The sequence below is a fragment of the Frankia sp. BMG5.23 genome, assembly GCF_000685765.2.
GTDB classification, from domain to species: Bacteria; Actinomycetota; Actinomycetes; order Frankiales; family Frankiaceae; genus Frankia; species Frankia casuarinae.
In genome coordinates this window covers 1-18,393 of record NZ_JDWE01000068.1, presented here as the reverse complement: position 1 = coordinate 18,393, position 18,393 = coordinate 1, and the positions used below count along the sequence as shown (strand labels likewise).

Annotated in this window: 17 protein-coding genes and 1 pseudogene; 13 read left to right on the top strand and 5 right to left on the bottom strand. The window is 69.1% G+C overall.

Annotation, left to right across the window (positions count from 1 at the left end; all coding sequences use genetic code 11):
• Positions 1 to 427, top strand: a pseudogene (locus BMG523DRAFT_RS25470) (hypothetical protein); the annotation flags it as partial.
• Between the two features lie 242 nt (positions 428 to 669).
• On the opposite strand, the gene BMG523DRAFT_RS19680 reads toward BMG523DRAFT_RS25470, so the two are convergent.
• Complete coding sequence (locus tag BMG523DRAFT_RS19680) at positions 670 to 1,785, bottom strand: ImmA/IrrE family metallo-endopeptidase (RefSeq protein ID WP_023842209.1); 1,116 nt, start codon at positions 1,783 to 1,785, stop codon at positions 670 to 672.
• Positions 1,786 to 2,030: 245 nt separating this feature from the next.
• Between BMG523DRAFT_RS19680 and BMG523DRAFT_RS19675 the strand changes: the two genes are divergently transcribed.
• From BMG523DRAFT_RS19675 to BMG523DRAFT_RS19650, 6 genes are all read left to right on the top strand, one after another.
• Entirely contained in the window at positions 2,031 to 2,936 is a 906-nt protein-coding gene (locus BMG523DRAFT_RS19675) for an AAA family ATPase (RefSeq protein WP_043591930.1), read from the top strand.
• Between the two features lie 46 nt (positions 2,937 to 2,982).
• Positions 2,983 to 3,399, top strand: a complete 417-nt coding sequence (locus BMG523DRAFT_RS19670) for a hypothetical protein (protein WP_198031052.1) — start codon at positions 2,983 to 2,985, stop codon at positions 3,397 to 3,399.
• Entirely contained in the window at positions 3,396 to 3,899 is a 504-nt protein-coding gene (locus tag BMG523DRAFT_RS19665) for a hypothetical protein (protein WP_023842206.1), read from the top strand. Before BMG523DRAFT_RS19670 ends, BMG523DRAFT_RS19665 begins: the two co-directional genes overlap by 4 nt.
• Positions 3,900 to 3,922: 23 nt before the next feature.
• Positions 3,923 to 4,789 (top strand): CBASS oligonucleotide cyclase, encoded by an 867-nt coding sequence (locus BMG523DRAFT_RS19660; RefSeq protein WP_023842205.1) that lies wholly within the window; start codon positions 3,923 to 3,925, stop codon positions 4,787 to 4,789.
• On the top strand, positions 4,786 to 5,754 hold the full coding sequence (locus BMG523DRAFT_RS19655) for an S-4TM family putative pore-forming effector (protein WP_043591928.1): 969 nt from the start codon (positions 4,786 to 4,788) through the stop codon (positions 5,752 to 5,754). The genes BMG523DRAFT_RS19660 and BMG523DRAFT_RS19655 overlap by 4 nt, the downstream gene beginning before the upstream one ends.
• Positions 5,755 to 5,865: 111 nt before the next feature.
• The gene (locus tag BMG523DRAFT_RS19650) at positions 5,866 to 6,129 is read left to right on the top strand and encodes a hypothetical protein (RefSeq protein ID WP_043591926.1); all 264 of its coding nucleotides are present in this window, start codon (positions 5,866 to 5,868) and stop codon (positions 6,127 to 6,129) included.
• Here the strand turns inward: BMG523DRAFT_RS19650 and BMG523DRAFT_RS19645 are convergent.
• The gene (locus tag BMG523DRAFT_RS19645) at positions 6,110 to 6,946 is read right to left on the bottom strand and encodes a hypothetical protein (protein ID WP_232235093.1); all 837 of its coding nucleotides are present in this window, start codon (positions 6,944 to 6,946) and stop codon (positions 6,110 to 6,112) included. The genes BMG523DRAFT_RS19650 and BMG523DRAFT_RS19645 overlap by 20 nt on opposite strands.
• Positions 6,947 to 8,450: 1,504 nt before the next feature.
• Between BMG523DRAFT_RS19645 and BMG523DRAFT_RS19640 the strand changes: the two genes are divergently transcribed.
• The 3 genes from BMG523DRAFT_RS19640 (at position 8,451) to BMG523DRAFT_RS19630 (ending at position 10,660) form a co-directional block, all read left to right on the top strand.
• On the top strand, positions 8,451 to 9,425 hold the full coding sequence (locus BMG523DRAFT_RS19640) for a DUF4037 domain-containing protein (RefSeq protein WP_235186836.1): 975 nt from the start codon (positions 8,451 to 8,453) through the stop codon (positions 9,423 to 9,425).
• A 99-nt stretch (positions 9,426 to 9,524) separates the two neighbouring features.
• Positions 9,525 to 10,034 carry a helix-turn-helix transcriptional regulator gene (locus BMG523DRAFT_RS19635; RefSeq protein WP_023841182.1) on the top strand — a complete coding sequence of 170 codons (510 nt, stop codon included), beginning with the start codon at positions 9,525 to 9,527 and terminating at the stop codon, positions 10,032 to 10,034.
• The gene (locus BMG523DRAFT_RS19630; protein WP_011435261.1) at positions 10,031 to 10,660 is read left to right on the top strand and encodes a nucleotidyl transferase AbiEii/AbiGii toxin family protein; all 630 of its coding nucleotides are present in this window, start codon (positions 10,031 to 10,033) and stop codon (positions 10,658 to 10,660) included. Before BMG523DRAFT_RS19635 ends, BMG523DRAFT_RS19630 begins: the two co-directional genes overlap by 4 nt.
• Here BMG523DRAFT_RS19630 and BMG523DRAFT_RS26020 read toward each other — a convergent pair.
• Both BMG523DRAFT_RS26020 and BMG523DRAFT_RS24835 read right to left on the bottom strand, forming a co-directional pair.
• The gene (locus BMG523DRAFT_RS26020) at positions 10,639 to 12,072 is read right to left on the bottom strand and encodes an antirestriction protein ArdA (RefSeq protein ID WP_051623966.1); all 1,434 of its coding nucleotides are present in this window, start codon (positions 12,070 to 12,072) and stop codon (positions 10,639 to 10,641) included. The genes BMG523DRAFT_RS19630 and BMG523DRAFT_RS26020 overlap by 22 nt on opposite strands.
• An 83-nt stretch (positions 12,073 to 12,155) precedes the next feature.
• Positions 12,156 to 12,335: a hypothetical protein gene (locus BMG523DRAFT_RS24835; protein WP_133056946.1), complete on the bottom strand. Its 180-nt coding sequence runs from the start codon at positions 12,333 to 12,335 to the stop codon at positions 12,156 to 12,158.
• A gap of 639 nt (positions 12,336 to 12,974) precedes the next feature.
• Between BMG523DRAFT_RS24835 and BMG523DRAFT_RS19615 the strand changes: the two genes are divergently transcribed.
• The 3 genes from BMG523DRAFT_RS19615 to BMG523DRAFT_RS19605 are packed head-to-tail and all read left to right on the top strand — an operon-like array spanning position 12,975 to position 16,407.
• Positions 12,975 to 13,499 (top strand): PadR family transcriptional regulator, encoded by a 525-nt coding sequence (locus BMG523DRAFT_RS19615; protein ID WP_023841185.1) that lies wholly within the window; start codon positions 12,975 to 12,977, stop codon positions 13,497 to 13,499.
• Positions 13,496 to 14,182, top strand: coding sequence for an ABC transporter ATP-binding protein (locus tag BMG523DRAFT_RS19610; protein ID WP_011435265.1), 687 nt, complete (start codon positions 13,496 to 13,498; stop codon positions 14,180 to 14,182). Before BMG523DRAFT_RS19615 ends, BMG523DRAFT_RS19610 begins: the two co-directional genes overlap by 4 nt.
• Positions 14,179 to 16,407, top strand: coding sequence for an FtsX-like permease family protein (locus tag BMG523DRAFT_RS19605; RefSeq protein WP_043591923.1), 2,229 nt, complete (start codon positions 14,179 to 14,181; stop codon positions 16,405 to 16,407). Before BMG523DRAFT_RS19610 ends, BMG523DRAFT_RS19605 begins: the two co-directional genes overlap by 4 nt.
• 449 nt (positions 16,408 to 16,856) lie before the next feature.
• On the opposite strand, the gene BMG523DRAFT_RS19600 is transcribed toward BMG523DRAFT_RS19605, so the two are convergent.
• The gene (locus tag BMG523DRAFT_RS19600; protein WP_235463265.1) at positions 16,857 to 17,945 is read right to left on the bottom strand and encodes an NAD-dependent epimerase/dehydratase family protein; all 1,089 of its coding nucleotides are present in this window, start codon (positions 17,943 to 17,945) and stop codon (positions 16,857 to 16,859) included.
• Positions 17,946 to 18,393 lie beyond the last annotated feature (448 nt).

Sequence of the window (18,393 nt, the reverse complement as noted above, 5' to 3'; positions counted from 1 at the left end):
CCTGGCGGCCGCCGCCGCCCGCGCCGGCGAGCACGGCCGCCCCGGCCCGCTCACCACCGCCGCCGAACAGCTCACCCGCGCCGGCCGCACCCCCTGGCACCGGCCCGCACCGGCGACACCACTCTCCCGGGCACTACGCGCGGCCGCCCGCGACCTGAACGGCCTCGGCCGCCTCCACCACGACGACCGCGACGCCGACTGGCTGCGGCTACTCGCCGCCCTCGCTGACCTGGCCGCCGCCATCGTCGTCTGGCGCGAGGCGGCCGGCCAGCATGAGCAGGCCCGCGCCGCAGCTGCGGCTGCGGCCACCTTCGCCAGGCACTCCGCCGCACCATCGCCTGCTCGGTCAGGTCCGCTGACAGCCGGACTGGCTGGACCCGCAAGGCCTCGGCCCTCGCGAGAGCAGCAGCGCCAGGCGGCCCGCTGAACCGGAGTCAGACGGGTATGAACGACGATTCAGCCCACAGCGCTGAAGTCAATGAGTGAGTGGGGTGGCCATCCAACGGGCGTCATCACCCCCTGGTGCACGCTCTGCGCGGCCCTGGTGGCCGCGACAGCTCGCGCCGGCTGGCCGGGGCGCGTTGGAGTACCCGGGGACTGCAACCGCCCCTGTCCTCTACGCCGTCGCGGGCAGACTGCAGAGCGACACCGTCCTATAGCGAAGGAATTCTAGAACTCCACGCGGGGACGTTCCCCGAAATCTCGACTAAGGAGAATCCGGACATCCGATTCTGGGAGTCCGGAGCGATTGATGAACTCGGCGAACGAGACACCAGTCGTATCCATAAGTTCCAGTGCGCGTTGTAGGAGTACCGGAGCCTCAGGATTCCCGAGGGGACCTGGCTCCACTCTCCGCCATCCTCGGGCAGACAGGGTTTTCCAACCCTGCGCGTAGGTGTGTTCATTCATAACACCGAGTGTCTTAGCTCTGACCAGGAGCGCAGCTAGCGATACGTGCCATTTTGTCTTCAGGCGCATAAAGGCAGGCCAGTCGAGCGAGTCTGGAAGCTCGGACTTGATGTCATCGGCTGGCATAAGAAACGCGGCCGCGAACTCGTGGGCTTGGCGCTCGGTGGCCTTCTCGCCTGTCGGTCCGGTGGCGCCGTGCAAGACCAGGTGGCCTAGTTCGTGGGCGGCATCGAAGCGGGAGCGGTCCCGCAGACCTTTGTCCGAACCGAGAGCGACAACGGGCCTGTCAGGGAAGTCGACGCAGAACGCATCGACTTTTTCGATGCTGACGCGAAAACGCACGACAACAATTCCGTTTGCCTCTAGTAGTCGTACAACATTTTGAACTGGGCCACGTGCGACGCCCCAGTGATGACGGACGTGGGCCGCCGTCTGCTCGATGTCGGCGGAATCAGGTGGCCGTTCTTCGTCGAATATGACGCGTGGCAGATCGAGATCAGGCAGCGCCACGTGCTTGTCGAGCTCCAGCGTGAGTTCACGCGCGAGATGCACGTAGGCGAGCGCCTGTTGGCGATCTCGGGGCGAGGTCGATCGGAGGCTGCGGAAGAACCCGTCGGCCTGTTCGTGGGCAGGGGGACGGGTCGGCGCAGCGAAGAACGACGGCGGTACCCGCAACGCGACTGCGAGCCGGCCAAGCGTGGAAGCGGCGGGCCTGGTGTGCCCGTTCTCGAACTGGCTGACCGAGGCGGCCGTCACGGAGCCGGCGTCCCGAGCCAGCTGTACCTGGGTGAGCCCGCGGAGTTCTCGTGCCATCCGCAGCCTGGTGCGATCGAACAGAGCCGCGATGTCTCCGTGGTTCAGTTGCGGGTCGTTCACCTCGGGTGTCTCCGCGTCAGTCGACGTCGGCCGATCAGCGCACAGCTCTCGATCTTGGTGCTCCACTCGCGCCTTAGGCAGACCTCGGTTACTCGCCGGTCATATCGGCTCGGCTCCAGCATGACACGCCTGGGTGGTGTGTGCCGAACTGGACACCCGTGCCGTCGTGTACTCTACCGGTCGTAGAGAAGATGATGTTCATATCTGAGGTAACCAACCCTGCGCAGAGATCTGGAGCTGAGCCGGTGAAGGTTCAGGAGTGTGTGCTGTCGGACGAGGTGGTCGCCGCCGACTCGTCTGAGTCCGCGTTGTGGGAGGCCATCGTGGTGCCAGCGACGATCAAGGAGCGGCTCCGTAACCAGGCTCTGTTGTCGCTGCTCATGCGCCGTGACCTGCCGTTCGCGGTGACCGCGTTGCACGGGTTGTGCACGCTGTACGGCCCGCCGGGTACCGGCAAGACCACCCTTGCCCGGGGCCTGCCGGCGCGGATCGCCGGGTACATCCCGGGACGCAAGGTCCGACGGATCGAGATCAACCCGCATGGGCTCATGAGCGCCGAACACGGACAGTCGCAGCAGCGGGTCAGCGAACTGCTCGGCGAGTACGTGCCGGCGCTCGCGTCTGACGGCATGCCGACCGTGGTGATCCTCGACGAGGTCGAGTCGATGGCGGTCGCGCGATCGGCAGCGTCGCTGGCCGCGAACCCGGCTGACGTCCACCGCGCCACCGACGCGGTGCTCACTGCCCTGGATCTCAACGCCGCGATGCACGCGCACCTGTTCTTCGTCGCGACCAGCAACTTCACCGCGGCCTTGGACGAGGCGTTCCTCTCCCGCTCCGACGCCGCCATCCTCGTCCCGCTCCCCGAGCCGCAGGCGCTACGGGAGATCCTCGCCTCGACGTTGTTCACGCTCGCCCACAAGTACCCGCCTCTGGGGGAACTGGCACGCTCGGCCGTACTGGACCGTGTCGCGCAACTGGCTCAGGGCCTGGACGGCCGCCGTGCGCGGAAGGCGGTCTTCGAAGCGCTGGCTCAGCGGCTGGACACCGTGCTGGACCCCGGCAGGTTGACCGAGGACGACTTGGAGGCCGCGATCCGCGACGCCCTCGCGGGCACGGACCGACCGGAGGCGTCCCGTGCGGCGCTCTAGGGAGGTGGCGGCCTCTCCTGTCCGCAGCGCGAGCGGAACCTGGACAGTGATCACAAACCTGGTCGCGGACACCGTGGCTCAGGCTCCCGCCCTGTCTCGAGACGAGGCGTTGGAGGCGATGGCAGCCGCCGAGGCCGTCGGGCGGATGCTGATCGCGGCAGGTCACCTGAACAAGCACGCGATCATACTGGTGGCCGGAAAGGTGCACTGCGAAATCACGACGGTGTCCGGCACGGCGGCGCTGACGGCGGAGGAGAACCTCAACGCCGTTCCCGGCGCGGCAGGCGCCACCGAATTCACGATCTACCTTCCGTCTCCGACCCCGCTTCAGCAGCAGGTGAGTGCCGCAGCGGACAGGCACCCTCGGCTATCCACGGCCGTCCCGCCGTCGGAGGCGCAGTCGGAGAACGCCGGACCGCTTGTTGACCTCGAAGCTCTTCGGTGGGACGTGGCCGCACGATGACCTCCACGATCACCTACAACTACACCCGCGCCCACACCGCAACGCACCTGACCGACATCATTCTCGGCACCATCACCGACATCCTCGCTGACCTGAAAATCGACACGACCTTGTTCGGCCGTGACTGGAAGCAGAACGAGGACGCGATCAAAGCGTGGATCGAGGAGGGCTCGCTCGACACGGTCGTCCTTGAGTGTCACCAGCCGTCGGGCACAGTCGCACCGGTGATCGAGTTCCCGGTGTCCTACACCGCAGGCGGGAACGGCAATGCCGAGTTCACCGCATCCCGAGCCCGCGCCGCACGGTTCCGCGCCAAGTTCGACCGGGTGCCAACGGGCACCACCCATCGGTTGATCTGCACCTTCAACGCGCCCCACACCCCGCAGCCAGGGTGGGGCCCCGGCCAGCGTGCGAGCACCGACGGCCTGCAAAGCATCACCTTCGGCACGCTTGGCTCCGCCCCGCGCGCCTCGACTGGCATGCGGTACTACTTCAGCTGACACCGAGAGCAGGAACACGCCCCATGGGGTACGTCGACGACGCATTCGTCAAACTCAGGCACAACCTGGAGATCACCCAGACCGAGCAGAACCTGGCAAAGGCACGGCACGAGGCCATCCGCGACTTCGTCCGGACACACTGGGCCCTCGCCGACGACTTCCTCACCGGCAGCTACCGGCGTGATACCAAGACCAAGCGCCTCAAGGACATCGACATCTTTGTCGTCATCGACGCCCACGGTCCCCAGGCCGGCTTCCGAGACCAGGCACCTATCGAGGTCATCAACGCCCTGGAGACCCTTATCCGCCGGAAATGGAGCGCCGCTGCCCGCGACGGCATGGCCGTCGTCATTCCCTACGGCCCCAACGACGAGGTCATGTCGATCGACGTGGTCCCCTCGTTCAAGCGAAATGGCGGCGGCTACTACATCCCCAACCCCTCAGCAGGCGACTGGATCGCGACCAACCCCAAGCGCCACCACGAGCTGAGCATCGCCAAGAACGCCGACTGTGGCGGCAACTACGTGCCCCTTGTCAAGATGATCAAGGGCATTAACCGCGAGCTTGGCGAGCCCGTGTCGCCCTCCTTCCTACTGGAGGTCATGGCCCAGTCCCTGGTGAAACTGCCGATCGGGCGCTACCAGGACGAGATCGTGCTGTTCCTGGGCACCGCCGCCGAGCGCATCGGCGACGTGTGGCCCGACCCCGCCGGCCTGGGCGGAGACGTCAACGCCGTCATGAACACGACCGAGAAACTCGCTGCGGCGAACGCACTCGACCGGGCTCGCCGCATCGCGGAGACGGCGGTCGACCTAGAAGACGAGGGCCAGGAACGCGCCGCCTACGACCAGTGGAAGAAGCTGTTCGGTGACCGGATGACTAGGCCATGAACCTCTCGACCGATCCCGGAGGCGTCCAAGGGATACCGCCTCGGGCCATCCACGAGCGGCAATTCGACGACGACATGATGCTCATCCAGCGCGCCGCGGCGGCAAGCCACCAGCGCGGCCAACGCCTGGAAGCTGTACGTGTCAGCGCAGCCGTCGTGCTCGCGACTGCGGGTGTCCTGATTACGCTCATCGGACACGGTCGGACTGTCGTCTCGATAGTCGGGTTCTTCTGGTTCGTCGTTTCCGCCTTCTTGCTCAAGGGCCTCGCCGGGAACACCGCCCGCCAGGGCGCCCTGCTCCAGGAGATGTTCGACATCGCCCTGTTTCACCTTCCATGGCGCGCCACGGTCGCGGGCGAGCCAATCGCGGAACCCGACGTCCGCCGTCTGGCACGCAAACTCCGCCGAGGTGGTGCGAAGGACAAGCGCATCACCGCTGGCTGGTACGATCCCACGAACGACGTCCACCACCCTTACGACGTCCTCATAGCGCAGGAACAGAACCTCGCCTGGGACGCTCGCCTGCGCTACCGCTATAGTTACTTCATCGCTACCGCAGCGATTCTCTGGACCGCTGTCGGCGTGATCGTCGGCCTCGTCGCTCCGAAGGCGACATTTCTCGGCGTCCTCCTTAGCTTTTTCGCCCCATCCCTGGCGGCCTACCAAATGGCCTACGAGATCTGGTCGGGCCAACGGAATGTAGCCGGCGAACGCACCCGACTCGCGAAGATTGTCTACGCCGAACTGCGTGACGGATGCCCCGGGCCCGTTCCCGAAACCGAATGGCACCGCCTACGGAACGCGGCCCGCGATGTGCAGGACGGCGTCCTGCGTACCCGCCTGGACACCACCCGGGTACCCGAGTGGTTCTACAAGCGCTTCCGAGACGATGACGAGCGTGACTTCGGCGATACGGCAGAAGGCTATCGTGTCCGGCTAGCCGGAGACACGGCCTCTCCCGCATAGCGCGCGGATCGCCCTGCCTAACCGACTCTCCACCTTTCGCTCCTTCCGGGGTTGGAAGCGGCGGACCACGCCATGGCCCGGTTGGGAATGCCGCCAGCCGGACGGTGGGTCATGAGCCCGTTCGCGGGGGACGCCACCCATCCCGCCTACCCCGGGGCGTTCCTGCGGCCCGGCCAGCAGGCCGCAGCCGTGCCTACGGTGTTCCGGCTGGCTTTCGAGCTACCCCAGGTCACCCGCGTCGCCGTCGGCTCGACCAGCAGCGAGCACCTGCGGGCGCTCGCGGCCGCCGTCGACCTCCAGGTCGACGGCGGGCAGATCACCCGCTACCGGCAGCTGCTCGCTGCGCGGCCCTCGCTCAGGCCTGAAGCGCCTTGAGGAGCTCGTCGACGAGCACACGTGCCGGGTCGAGGAGCGGGCCGGAGTAGTCGGCCGGTGCGGTGACGATGTCCGCGCACAGGAACAGGGTCACGATCCGGCCGGTGCGGCTGCCGAGCTCGGCAGCGAACGTGTCGCGGATCCGTTCGGCCAGCGCCGGGATGGCGAGCGAGTTGACGAGCAGGTTCGCCGCGTCGAGACCGGCCGGGGCCAGGCCCCAGTCCTCCCAGTCGAGCAGCACACAGTCCGGCGCGGTCAGGTTCGCCCAGTTCAGATCGGCATGCGCCGGCACCCACCGGTCGAGCGTCGTGTCGAGCTGGTCGCCGAAGACCCGGCCGATCGTCGCGCTGACCCGCGCCTGGCTGATCGGCACGGTGTGCAGAGTCACGACCCGGGTCGTGGCCGCGGCGGCGAGCGCGGTCAGCGACCCGGCCAGCGTCGACCACCAGCCATCACCCAGCCCCGGATCGACGGTGAGGATGCCACCCGGCTTCACCGGCCGGGCCACGACGTAGCTGGTCTCGTCCGCCCGCCATAACAACCCCGCCTCGGGCTCAGCCCACGAGACGCCCTGACGCCAGACCGGCATCGCGACTCCTGGCAGCGCGGCGACGGTCTCTGCCCCGTTCCAGCCCTGCCCCGACACCTTCGACACCGGCCGCGCCTCGATACGCACCCACGTGTCGGCGTCGCTGGGCAGCCCGATCGAACGCCGCTTGCGCACCGCCGCCGCCCGGTCCAGCCGCACCCCGAGGGACCGCTCGACCCGCGCCAGGACCTCGTCATGAGAACCCGACCGCAGATCCAGCCTCGCCACCTGAGACACAGCGCACGCCCACCTCTCGCGACCAACGACAGCCTGCATCCGTGAGCGTAGGCCGCCCACCGGGAGAGATCATAAGAATGATCGTTCCCGCCGGGCATCGCCAAGGAACCCGCCCTCGACCCGCGCGACATCGTCGCCACCGCCCCCGGTCAGATCGCCGAGCCAACATCGCGCCCCGCCACTGTGCGGACCGAGCGCGCCCTGCGATCGGACCGACGCGTGCCGCCGACGTCCCGTGCCGTCGCCAGCTCCGCGCGGATCCGGTGAGTAGCTCGACCTCGATCAGCGGCGCCCATCAAAGATGATCAGGTCCAAGTGTCAGGGACTGACTGCTCCGGGGCGCGGCGGACGGTTCGGCTCTCGCTGGCGACGTATATGGGTGGAGGAATAGGACGCTTCCCGCATCCCACGACCCCGGCAGCCAGACGAGATCCGCGCCAGCGGCGGTGATCTGGGCTGGACCGAGCGCCGTATCAGGGTGCGGACCGTTCTCTCGGTCCTCCGAACCCAGAGAACGGAAGGAGGCGGAAATGGCGCATCACCGGAGCCGGCTGGCCCGCGGGATCACGGCCGATCAGGAGCGGCTGGTCAGGCTGGTGGTCTGGATCATCACGGTCATCGTGACCATGGCAACGCAGCACCACATGTAGTTCCCCGGGACGGGCAGGGTCTCTGCCGTCCCCCGCCGACTGGCGGGGGACGGCGCCCTGCCTCTCCATTCGCAGGGAGGTGCTGGGTGGGCATTTCCCGGCGCTGTCGCGTTCCCGGGCCGCGCCCAACGGGGCGTGCTCGCCGCCGCGCCGAAGGCGGCGACCAGCGCCACCGACAGCCCGCCCGACCCAACGGCCGCCGGCGCCCTGGCGCTCGCCGCCGCCCACGACCTGACCGCCGCGGCCGCCTTCACGATGACGACCCCGACGCTGGCTGGCTCACCAGGCAGGCCGCCGTGGCGCCGCGGGGGCGGTGGGGCCCTGCGGCGGCCCCCGTCGGCCGTCCAGGAGCCACGCCGCCATCTCATCTACCCGGTACCGAGTCCGTCGGTTGCTCCAGGATCCCGGTCGCTATTGACGCTCCGTCACCCCTCACAGGTCTGTGAAAGCGGCCGCCAGCGGTCGGTGCCCCTGTGCTCTGCTGGGCGAAGGCTAGGCGTGCCACTCCCATCCACGACGCGATTCGATCACTCGTACGCGGTCGTACGCACGTTCTAACGTGCTGGTAGAGGGGCATGTCCGCTCATACTCGGTCGTCGCCACCCTGCTCCGGACCGGGTTCGATTCCCGCCACCTCCACGAGCCGGCCCGTCGTGGTTGCCGACCTTTGGTCAGCCTCCCGGCGGGCCGCGATGTTTTCCGGGAGGGACCCCCGGACCCCCGTGCGACCGGCATGGATCTGGTGGGCGGCTGTTCGGTGGTGTCCGGGTGGGCCAAGGCCGGGGCCTCCTGGGGCGAGCCTCCGGGAACCCCGCGGGCGCGATCTGTTGGCGGTTCGGCCGCTGGTGCCGGGTGTGCCTCATGCCGCGGCGTTGCTCGGTGAGGGTTCCGAGGTGCTCGGTTTCGATGACGAGGTCTCCCCGGACCACGATTTCGGCCCTCGTGTGCAGTTGTTCGTCCCGCCGGGCTTTGACACCGAGCCGGTCAACGTCACGCTGGAGAGGCTGCCGGCTCGGTTCGAGGGTTTCCCGGTCATCTATCCGGACAGCGACCGACATGACGGCCGGCCGCACCACCAGGTGGAGGTGACGACCACGCGAGCGTTCTTCGTCGATCGACTCGGTGTCGACCCCGCCGACGGGATGGGTCTGGCGGACTGGCTGTTGGCGCCGACGCAGATCCTGGCGAGTCTCACGGGCGGCGTGGTTCTGCATGACCCGCTCGCTCTTCTTACCGCGCGGCGCCGGGCGCTGGCCTGGTATCCCGATGATGTCTGGCGCTATGTCCTGGCGGCCGGCTGGCTGCGGGTCAGCCAGGAGGAGCCGTTCGTCGGCCGCGCCGGCGGCCGGGACGACGATCTTGGCTCGCGCGTGCTTGCGGCCCGGGTGGCCCGTGACCTTGCCCGGATCGGGTTTCTGCTCGAATGCCGGTGGGCCCCGTACAACAAGTGGCTGATGACCGCGTTCGCGCAGCTGGCCCTCGGCGGCCAGGTCGGTCGGTACCTTCACCGTGCGCTGCGCGCGATGCGGTGGCGGGAGCGTGAGGCGGCGCTGTGTGCCGCGGCCAGTCACCTCGCCGACGTCACGAACCGGCTGGGTCTGGCTGAGCCTGTCGACCCTGCGCCGCGCCGCTTTCACACCCGGGACATCCAGATACTCGGCGCTGACCGCCTCACCCGTGCGTTGACCGATGCGATCAGCGATCCGCAGCTGCGAGCCCTCCTCACCGGTTTCGGACATCGACCTGACGGCCTACTCGGCCATCTCCCGGGCGCGTCGGGCCGCCTGGCGGCGTGGCTTATGACGGTCCACGCCGAATGAGCCGGCGGACGGACCGAAAGACGGGTAGCGTATCTCATCGGATACGTTTGGTGTCGTGATGGAGAGGACCGTAGCGGAGGGGGTCGCAGTGGAGGGGGCATGGCGGATTCGCTGACAGGCCGACTGATCGAATCCGCGCGGCTGGAGGCGGGCCTGTCCGGGGCTGAGCTCGCGCGGCGGGCGGGCACGTCACGGCCGACGTTGGCGGCCTATGAGCACGGGGTGAAGTCACCGACGTTGGAGACCGCGACGCGTCTGCTGGCGGCGGCGGGCTTCCGGCTCGACGCGGTGCCGGTGCCCTCGTTCGAGGTCGTGGTGGACGGGCGGGGGCGACCGTTCACCGTGCCGGATCGGCTGCCTCGGCTCCCGATACGGCAGGCGTTGGCACGGGTGCGCCTGCCTGTCCATCTGAACTGGTCCAACCCCGACCGGACCTACGACCTCGCCGACCGCCGACAGCGCCACAGGCTGTACGAGATCGTCCTGCGAGAGGGGACGGCGGATGACATCCTCGCCTACGTCGACGGGGCACTGCTCGCCGACGCCTGGCCGGAGCTCGTCCTTCCCGCCCCGATCCGGCGCGCCTGGGAACGGGCTGCCTTCAGATGATCACATCGTTGCAGCGGGCGGTTGCGCGGATCTTCTTCGGGCTGCCCGAGAGCGCGGGCTTCGCGGTCGCGGGCGGCGCCGCGCTCATCGTGCGTGATCTCGTCGACCGCGAAACCCGCGACGTCGATCTGTTCACCGCCCTCCCGCCCACGGCATCGATCCCCGACACGGCGGCGGCGTTCGAACGCGCAGCGGCTTCGCAGGGCTGGGCCGTTCGGCGGGTCCAGCTCACGGACAGCTTCGCCAGACTTGTCGTCGAGACAGATGGTGAGGTATTGATCGTGGATCTTGGCGTCGACAGCCCGCCGGACGAACCACCCACCCTCACCGAACTCGGCCCGACACTCAGCGCCCACGACCTGGCGGCCCGCAAGACCCTCGCTCTGTTCGGCCGAGCCGAGGCGCGTGATTTCACCGACGTGTACGACCTGGTGAACGTCTTCGCCAAGGAGGAGCTCGTCCACCTCGCCCAGGCCCAGGATGGCGGCTTCGACCTGCGGGTGTTCGCCGACATGATCGGAACCATCGGCCGGTTCACCGACGACGACCTGGGGCTGCCCGGCCCGGCCGCCGACCGGCTACGCCACTTCTTCTCCGCCTGGCGTCAGGAAATCACCGGCGGCTGAGTGACGACCGGTCCCCATCCGGATTCCAGCTCGACCGTGCCCATGATCGCGGTCACCAGACGGACCGCGGTGTCCGGACCCACCAGAGCCACGGAACACATGTTCGGCTCGGTGGATGATGTTGTCGATCGGAGACTCACTGGGCATCGTCCCTGGTCAGGAGCCGCTTGGCGACTGGGCGGACAGTGATTTCGGGACCCTGCACCAAGATTGAACGGTGGCGGGGTCAAACGGTCGTAGCGACGGCCCTCGCCCAGCGTGGACGTGACCTCCTCATCGAAGCCCTCGTAGTCGTGGATGGCCCATTCCTCGGCCGCCTCGCCGTGCCGCCGGGCTGGTGAGGTCGCCAGGATGCGGGCAACGGCGCCCTCCAGGTCTTCGACATCATGATCAGCGGCAATCCAGCGGCCGTGTAGCTCGCCGTTGGTGTAGTCGGCGAGGCTGGCCACGTAGACGCGGGGTCCGTCACCATGGGCGTCGTCCCCGTCAGCTTGCTCAGCCAGGGGCACGATCTCGCCGTCCCGCCAGACGCCTGGTTGCGCCGGCTGGTAGCCGCCGTCTCCGACGACCGGGCACAGCGGCCCGCCGTCCTGGTGCGTCCAGGTGGACTCGTCGAGCCCGACCGGGTGCTCGATGATCTGCTCTTCGCACTCCGGGCAGGCGTAGCCGACCCGTTCGCACCGGTCGTCCTGCTCGTGTCGTTCGAGCTGGACAAGAGCGTCTTCGTAGCGTCGGTACTCCCGGAGGACGGCCTCCCACCGCTGGTCGAGGGCTTCACCGTCCTCCGTCTCCCAGACGTACCGAAAGCCCTGCTCGTCCTGGGAGATGATCGTGCCGCCGCCGGTGCCGTGGTCGACGATCAGGCCGAACCAGCCCAGCTCCTCGGCCCGGCCGATCTCCTCGTCCGGCGGTTCGCCGAACAGTTCGTTCAGCCGGTCTGGATGCAGGAAATGATCTTTCCTGGACGTCTCGTCGGCCTCGGCCAGTTCCGGCGCGACGGCGATCCCGCCGAGCATCCGCGTGCGCTCCCGCGTGGCCTCGATGCGGTCAAGGAGAGCGGCGTGCTCGGCCCAGCCGGTCACCGGACCCTTGTCGGGCCGGGCCTGGCAGTAGGTTCGCAGCGCTTCGACCCAGGAGGCGACCTCCGGCGTGTGGGATTCGAGGTCTTCGTACAGCTCGTGGTAGACGGTGTCCTCGATGATGTTGCCGGTGCTGGCCAGGCTGTAGAGGGCGCTGGCCTGACCACCGTGGAGCTGTCCGGCGATGTAGCGCGCGGTGTGGTCGTCGATGGGCCGCTTCTCCTGGGCGGCGGCCTCGATGCCTCGGTTGATCAGGCGCTCGTCGTGCGACTGCTCGGCGGGTGGGACGTCTCCCTGGTTGATGATCCTTTCGTGTGATGGTGCGTGTTCCATGGGTGTGGTTCCTGTTTAGTTAACCTTGCTGGTGCAGCAGAAAGCCCGGCCGCCACGAGGGCAGCCGGGCTTCCGCGGCCGGGTCAGGTTGCTGTTGGTGAGGTGCCGCCTCGTCGTACGCCCCGCTCGCGCAGCAGGACCTTCACGGAGGTCGGGCCGATCGAGAACTTCTCCGCGAGCGCTTGGGCGGTCGTGCCCGCCCGGTAGAGATCGATCAGAGCCTGAATGTCAGCGGGGGAGAGTCGCTCTGTGACCTTGCGCACGGTGGGACGACGCCCGCGGCCGGTGTTGCCCGGCAAGCCGGGCTGAGGGCCTTCGTCGACCTCGTCCAGGACGGTGCAGAGGGTCCGAAGATCGCGGAGGTACCCACAAGAGGGGTTGGAGTATCTCCGGAGGAGGTCCACAAGCTGGCCCGTCGTGGTTGCCGACCTTTGGTCGGCTTCCCGGCGGGCCGCGATGTTTTCCGGGGGGCGACCCCCCGAGCCCCCCGTCCGGCCGGCGTGGAGCTGGCCCGGGGTGGTCAGGTGGTGTAGCCGGGGCGTGGGTCTCCTGGGTGAGCCTCCGGGACCTTGCGGGCGCGATCCGGTGGCAGGGCGGTGGGATCATGGCGTCATCGGCGGTGGTGGCACGGTCTGGGAACTCCATCTGTCCGCGGCGCGCTACGTCCGGAGATCACCAAAGATTGCGATGACGTAGCGGAGCCGACTACGGAGCTGCTGACCCGCTACTGGCGGCTACGCGGCTGCCTGCCGGGCGACGATGGGAACCTGACCCCGGTCACACCGGCGACTTCATCCCGTCCTGCACCTCTGTAGCGATGCCGGTGTCCGCTTCGCCGCGGGCCACCGCCGCATCCTCGCGAGGTATACACTTGAAGTATATTCCTAGCGTACAGTGCCCTCGTGAGTGTTCCTTTGACCCTGCTGGGGCTGTTGGAGCGGGAGCCGAGTCACGGCTATGACCTCAAGCGCGTCTACGACGAGTTCTTCGGCCGAGGCAAGCCACTGCCGTTCGGGCAGGTGTACGCCACGCTCGGCCGGTTGGCGCGCGACGGCAAGGTCATGGTCGGCGAGGCGGAGCCCGGCGACGGGCCCGACCGCAAGCGCTACGTCATCACCGAGGCAGGGGCGACGGAGTTCGAGAGCTGGCTGACCGAGCCGGTGGCGCCCGAACCCTCCCTGCGGACGGTGCTGTTCACCAAGGTCGTGCTGGCGCTGATGCTCGGCCGCGACGCCCAGCAGTACCTCGACGCGCAGCGCGCTGCCCACCTGCGGCGGATGCGCGAGCTGACCGAGCTACGGCGTACCGGCCCGCTCGTCGACGCGTTGCTCGCCGACTACGGACTGTTCCATCTGGAAGCCGATCTGCGCTGGATCGACCTGACCACGGCTCGGCTGGGCGCGATCGCCGAGGTGGTGCGCTCATGACCGTCCTGATCGAGGCCCGCGATCTCGCGCTCACTTTCGGTGAGACCCCTGCCCTGCGTGGCGCCAGCCTGACCGTCGATGCCGGCGAGGTGCTCGCCATCATGGGCCCGAGCGGTTCCGGCAAGTCCACCTTGCTGCACTGTCTGGCCGGCATCCTCACCCCCGACTCGGGGGAGGTGCACTTCAACGGCCGACGAATCGACACCATGAACGAGGCCCGGCGCAGCGAACTGCGCCGGCGTACCTTCGGCTTCGTCTTCCAGTTCGGTCAGCTCGTCCCCGAGCTGACCGCCGAGGAGAACGTCGCTCTGCCATTGCTGTTCGGCGGCACCAGCCGGGCAGGAGCACTCGCCCAGGCCCGGCCCTGGTTCGCCCGGCTCGGCTTGGACGGCATGCAGCGGCGCCGTTCCGGCGAACTGTCGGGAGGCCAGGCGCAGCGCATCGCGCTCGCCCGTGGCCTGGTCGCCCGGCCCCAGGTGCTCTTCGCCGACGAGCCGACCGGCGCACTCGACTCGCTCACCGGCGAACAGGTGATGGAACTGTTGGTGGGTACGGCCCGCGAGCAGGGCACGACCGTCATCCTGGTCACCCACGAGCCCCGGGTCGCCGCCTACGCCGACCGGGAGGCCGTCGTCCGGGACGGCAGGGCCAGCACATTCGCGGCCGAACGGATCGCCCCGTGATCCCTTTCGCGTTCCGCCTCGCCGTCAGTGGCGGCCGCCACGCCCTCGCCCGGCTTGTGATGATCATCGCTGCCGTCGCCATCGGCGTGGGGCTGCTGCTGTCCACGCTCGCCAGCCTGGGCGCCGTCGACCGGTCGAATGCCCGGCAACTCTGGTACAATACCGGCGCTTCCAGTCGGACCGAGACGGCCTCGGTGGACCCGCTGTGGTGGCGGGCCCACCGCGACTTCTACGACGGCAGGTCGCTCATCGAGGTGGACGTCGCAGCCACCGGGCCGACCTCACCCGTCCCGCCGGGTCTGCGCAGGCTTCCGGCTCCCGGTGAGTACTACGTCTCGCCGGCGTTTGCCACGCTGCTGCGCGAGACCCCGGCGGCCCAGCTGGGCGACCGCATCCCGGGCCGGATGGTCGGCAGGATCGGTAACGCCGCGCTTGCCTCTCCGGACTCGCTGGTGGCGGTCATCGGCCGCACCCCGGCCGAGGTCAAGGCCGCGCCCGGGGCACGAGCGGTCACCACCATCGCCGGCACGCTGCCGCCCGCCTGCGACGATGCATGTCTCGGCGAGGGCGTGCGCGGTGACGCCATGACCCTCATCCTCTCGGTGGTGGCCGCCGCGCTGATCTTCCCGGTTCTGATCTTCGTCGGGACTGCGACCCGCCTGTCCGCCGCGACGCGGGAGCAGCGTTACGCCGCGATGCGACTTGTCGGCGCCACTCCCGGGCAGATCTCGTTGATCGCAGCGGTCGAGTCCGCACTGGCAGCCGCCGCTGGCACAGCCGCCGGCTTCGGCCTCTACCTCGCGCTGCGCCCGGTACTCGCCACCGTGCCGTTCACCGGCAGCCGCTTCTTCGCCGAGGATCTGACTCTCACCGCGTCCCAGGCGCTGGGGGTCGCCCTGGGTGTCCCGGTGGCAGCGGCGATCGCGGCTCGTATCGCGCTGCGCCGGGTCATCATCTCCCCGCTGGGCGTGACCCGCCGGGTGACCCCACGTCCGCCCCGGGCCTGGCGGCCGGTCCCGTTGCTGGCCGGTCTCGGGGAACTTGCCTTCTTCGTCGATCGCCGCCCGGCGACCACCAACGGTCAGACAGCGGCCTACCTCGGCGGCTTCCTGCTGGTGATGCTGGGCCTGGTGATCGCGGGGCCGTGGCTCACCATGGCCGCCGCCCGGGTAGTCGCACGGCGTACCAGCCGTCCGGCGACTCTGATCGCGGCGCGCCGGCTCGCGGACGACCCGAAGGCTGGTTTCCGTTCGGTCAGCGGACTGGTCCTGGCCCTGTTCGTCACCACGGCGACGGTCAGTGTCATCGGAACCATCAACCACAACCGCGGGGTGCTCAGCGGTGATCCGCAGACCCGGGTCGCGGTAGTGGACGGTGCGCAGCCCGGTGACCCGCCGATGACAGGCGCCGTGCCGGACCGGCTCCTCGCGGACATCCGGGCAGTCCCGGGCTTCCGGGGCCTCGGCATCGTCCACGCCAACCCCCACAGGATCGGAATGGACCCGGCGGATCCCCGGCCATGGGCGCCCGGCCTGGTGGTCTGCACCGACCTGGTGCAAATTCCGGTCATCGGCCGCTGCCCACCCGGGGCGGCCGTCGCGGCCGTCCCGCTCTTCACGTTCCTCGACGTCCAGTCGAACAGCACCCGGCAGTGGCCCTCCGCCGCGATCTCCCGGGAGCAGGCCGCCACACTGCCCGTACAGATGCTCTACGTGACTACCGACGGGTCGACGGCGGCCATGGAGCAGAGCCGGACCCTGCTGACCAGGACCTACCCGAACTACATGGCCCGCACGGTCAACGACTGGGGCTCCCAGCAGCAACGGGAGTTGGCCAGCTGGCGCCAGCTGGCCAACGTGGTGCTGCTGACCACCCTGCCGATCGCGGGCGCCAGCCTCGCCGTCAGCATCGTCGCGGGCCTGTCCGAACGCAGGCGCCCCTTCGCGATCCTGCGGCTCACCGGGGCGCCCCTACGGCTGTTGCAGCGAGTCATCGGCCTGGAAAGCGCGCTGCCGCTGCTGGCAGGAGCCGCCCTCGCGATCGGGACAGGCTTCGCGGCGGCGGCCATGTTCCTGAAATCCCAGATGAAATGCGATCTGATCTTGCCAGGCGAGGCGTACTACACGCTCGTCGTCCTCGGTCTGGCCGCGGCGCTGGGAATCATCACCTCGACCCTGCCACTGCTTAAGTGGATCACGGGCCCGGAGGCCGCGCGTAACAGCTGATGCTTCCCGCCACGCCCCCACCGCGACGGCGCCCAACTGTGGCCTGCCCTGTCTGTCGTCCGGATTCGGTGGATGAGCGACGCCTGGACCGTTCCCGCTTCGGTGGACACCCGGATTAGCTGTCCGATCCGTCGGGAGAGCGAGCGATGGGCGCGACACGCCGCAGATTCACCGAGGAGTACAAGGAGCACGCGGTCGTTGTACTCGGCCGGGTTGTGGACACCGTCCACATCCCCCAGCAGACGCCCGACGACCACCCGGTTCACCTCCGGGAACGCCTCCCAAGACGGCACGCTCGCCGGTGCTTCCTGGCTCTGGGGGGCACGGCAGCCTCTGCGGACACCACATACCTCCTTCGCCCACCTCGGCCCGGGCCTCACACAGTCGCCGCACGACCGTGACCACCGCCAACAGGCCGTCAACCCCTACGACAGGGGTAGCGCCCCGCGTCAGGCCCGCTGCCCCATGCCGGTGCGGACCTCTTCCCACCGGCTCCGCGCGGTGCTTGGCGTGAGCGGGGGTGTGGGCAGGCCCGCGCCCTCGCGCAGGCCGGTGAGGAAGCTGCCGATCGCGGCGCGGGCGTCGTGGCGGGGCGACCAGCCGAGCTCCGTCCGGGCCCGGGTGGTGTCCATGATCGGTAGATGCAGGACGGCGTCGAAGAGCTGCGGGGAGGCGGGCACCAGATGCAGGTGCCAGGCGGTAGCCAGAGCGCCCCGGGCCAGGCCGGCCGGCATCCGGATGATTCTCGCATTGAGGATGTCGGCGAGCAGGGGTACGTCGACCACCGGGTCGGCCGCGATGTTGAAGGCGCCGCGGGCCCCGGTCAGGGCCGCCAACCGGTAGGCGTCCGCGACGTCGGAGGAGTGCACCACCTGGAAGCGTAGCCCCGGCAGATCCGGCAGCACGGGGACCGTCGCGGGGTGCGTGGGCGCCGCTGCCGGCCGTACCACCCGGCCGGGTAGCAACGGCCCGGCGAGCAGGCGCCGTTGCTGGCTGGCGGCCTCCCGCTTGAAGATGAACCCGGGCCGCAGCCGTACCACCCGGATGCCCGGATAGTCACGTTCGAAGGTGTCGAGGACCCGCTCCAGATACGCCTTCTCCCGGGTGTAGGCGGCCTCGGGCCAGCCGTGGGTCGGCCATCCCTCGTCAACGATGCCTTCCCGGGCGGCGGGCGAGTAGGCGCCGACCGACGAGGCATGCACCAGCGCGGGCACGCCGGCTCGGGCAACGGCCTCGAACACGCGGATGGATCCCAGGACGTTGGTCCGCCATGTGGTCAAGGGGTTGTGGGTGGGTTGGAACAACCAGGCCAGGTGGATCACGACGTCGGCGCCCTGGAACAGCGGGGCGAGGTCGTCCGTGACGACATCGGCCTGTGCCCACCGGGTCTTCGGCGCCGTCCATGTCGGGGTGCGGCGGGACACCCCGACCAGGGAGCCGACCTCGGCCGACCGGCCGAGGGCTGCCAGCACGCTCGTGCCGACATTCCCCGTGGCTCCCACCACGACGATCTTCAGGTTGCTCGGGGTCGGCGTCACCTGATCCACCTCATCCACCTCCTGCGGTCGGCCGGGAATCCCCCGTCGGGGGAAGCGGTCTCCCTTCGGAGGAACGGATACCCGCCGACGGGCGTCCAGATGCAGCCCTCAGCTCTCGATGAGTTGCGGTGCGCCGTCCGTCACTCCGAGGCGGCCGCGAGGGAGGCGGCCGCGAGGGAGGCTGCCGCGAGGGAGGCGGCCGGTCTTGCCGCGAGGGAGGCGGCCGGTCTTGCCGCGAGGTCGTCCATCACCGTGCCCTACCTGCCAAGATGATGTGAGACAGAGGTCATCGTCAGTCTAGGCTAGGTATGGCGGGNAGGGNGGGGNTGATCGTGGCGATGGTGCTGACGGCCGGGCGGGGCCTGGTCGATGATGGTCGGGTGGATGACGAGCCCGAGCGGCCGCGGCCTGACCCGGAGGTCGAGCCGAAGGCGAAGCGGCGGACGTT

Excerpts from the sequence above, each read along its gene's own strand:
- BMG523DRAFT_RS19665 (WP_023842206.1), top strand. The coding sequence starts at position 3,396 with ATGACCTCCACGATCACCTACAACTACACCCGCGCCCACACCGCAACG.
- BMG523DRAFT_RS19660 (WP_023842205.1), top strand. The coding sequence starts at position 3,923 with ATGGGGTACGTCGACGACGCATTCGTCAAACTCAGGCACAACCTGGAG.
- BMG523DRAFT_RS19655 (WP_043591928.1), top strand. The coding sequence starts at position 4,786 with ATGAACCTCTCGACCGATCCCGGAGGCGTCCAAGGGATACCGCCTCGG.
- BMG523DRAFT_RS19650 (WP_043591926.1), top strand. The coding sequence starts at position 5,866 with ATGAGCCCGTTCGCGGGGGACGCCACCCATCCCGCCTACCCCGGGGCG.
- BMG523DRAFT_RS19635 (WP_023841182.1), top strand. The coding sequence starts at position 9,525 with ATGGCGGATTCGCTGACAGGCCGACTGATCGAATCCGCGCGGCTGGAG.
- BMG523DRAFT_RS19630 (WP_011435261.1), top strand. The coding sequence starts at position 10,031 with ATGATCACATCGTTGCAGCGGGCGGTTGCGCGGATCTTCTTCGGGCTG.
- BMG523DRAFT_RS26020 (WP_051623966.1), bottom strand. The coding sequence starts at position 12,072 with ATGGAACACGCACCATCACACGAAAGGATCATCAACCAGGGAGACGTC.
- BMG523DRAFT_RS19610 (WP_011435265.1), top strand. The coding sequence starts at position 13,496 with ATGACCGTCCTGATCGAGGCCCGCGATCTCGCGCTCACTTTCGGTGAG.